The sequence below is a fragment of the Mesorhizobium sp. L2C066B000 genome (assembly GCF_000502335.1).
In the GTDB taxonomy this organism is placed as follows: Bacteria; Pseudomonadota; Alphaproteobacteria; order Rhizobiales; family Rhizobiaceae; genus Mesorhizobium.
Map to the genome: position 1 here is coordinate 1 of NZ_AYWZ01000052.1, position 1,351 is coordinate 1,351.

The window sequence follows — 1,351 nt, forward strand, 5'->3', positions numbered from 1 at the left end:
GGCCGCAGCGGAGCCGAGAAGAAGGCTCTTAATGTTCATTTTCTGACCTCCAGTCAAAAGTTAAAAAACGGGTCTGGGTATTCTTTAGCTGAAGGACAGCGTTCCCTGCCCCATCCCCACTACCGAAAAAGATGCGCACCGCGCCGCTCCTTCGAAATCGACATTACCCATGAGGCGGCGGCGTTCAACCACGATCGTACGGGCGAAAGGGCTGTGCGGACGCTATCCCCATGCGTTGTTGCACAAATGACACGATTTGGCCTCAGTCAGAAAGCTCTCATTAACTATCGAAGGGCCTGCAAGCCTTATCCAGCGCCGCGCAATGTGGCCGAATCCGGCGATGGCCGGCCGGAATTGCGGCCATGTCGCCGACTCGCCAGCCAGGGAACCGCCGCAGATTCGCCGCATGCAAAAGGCGGCGCTGCGGCCAAATCCGGAATTTTCAGAGATAATGGCGCCGGCTTGTTGATTGTGCCCGCGCTTTTCTTTATCCAGCGGCGCAACGGAGAGGTGGCCGAGTGGTCGAAGGCGCTCCCCTGCTAAGGGAGTAGAGGTCAAAAGCTTCTCGTGGGTTCGAATCCCATCCTCTCCGCCATCCTGCTTCGCTCTTCGAGCTTCGCAGGACAAGCCCAACCCTCAGCGCGAAGCAGGATGGCGGAGAGGATGCCCTCCGAAGCCTTGGCGTAGGAGGGCCGCCGCACAGCGTAAGCCCAGAGAATCCCTTGCAAAATTCGATTGGCAGTCCTGCTTCGCTCTTCGAGCTTCGCAGGACAAGCCCACCTCAGCGCGAAGCAGGATGGCGGAGAGGATGCCCTCCGAAGCCCCGGCAAAGGAGAGCAGCTCACGTGGTATGTGTATCTTCTGGAGAGTACGGCTGCGGAAGGCGAACGCTATATCGGCATAACGACGGACCTGAAACGACGGCTCGTCGAGCACAATGCGGGGAAATCCAGCCATACATCCAAGTTTCTGCCGTGGCGGATCGTCACCTATATGGCCTTTTCGAACCAGGCCAAGGCAGCTTTATTCGAGCGCTATCTCAAATCCGGTTCAGGGCATGCTTTCGCCAACAAGCGCCTGTGGTGATGGCCGCATCACCTGCCGCAAACGTCCATCTTTTCAATAAACTTCAACAATAACAATTGGTTACAGCGAAAACGCTTGTCGCCGGCTTCACTATCTTGTTCGATTCTGACTGGAGGTCAGAAAATGAACATTAAGAGCCTTCTTCTCGGCTCCGCTGCGGCCCTGATCGCAGTTTCCGGTGCGCGCGCCGCCGACGCCGTCGTCGTCGCCGAGCCGGAACCGGCTGAATACGTCAAGATTTGCGAACGTTTACGGCGCCGGCTAC

The 1,351-nt window shown here is 57.5% G+C and carries 2 protein-coding genes and 1 tRNA gene; all 3 read left to right on the forward strand.

Going from position 1 to position 1,351, the window contains the following annotated elements:
- On the forward strand, nucleotides 1-543 hold a 543-nt coding region (locus tag X733_RS1000000170465), incomplete at its 5' end, for a hypothetical protein (RefSeq protein ID WP_196813805.1).
- Nucleotides 505-595 (forward strand) — tRNA-Ser (locus X733_RS136500). The genes X733_RS1000000170465 and X733_RS136500, both read left to right, overlap by 39 nt.
- A 257-nt stretch (nucleotides 596-852) precedes the next feature.
- Nucleotides 853-1,086, forward strand: a complete 234-nt coding sequence (locus tag X733_RS136495; protein ID WP_023820465.1) for a GIY-YIG nuclease family protein — start codon at nucleotides 853-855, stop codon at nucleotides 1,084-1,086.
- Nucleotides 1,087-1,351 lie beyond the last annotated feature (265 nt).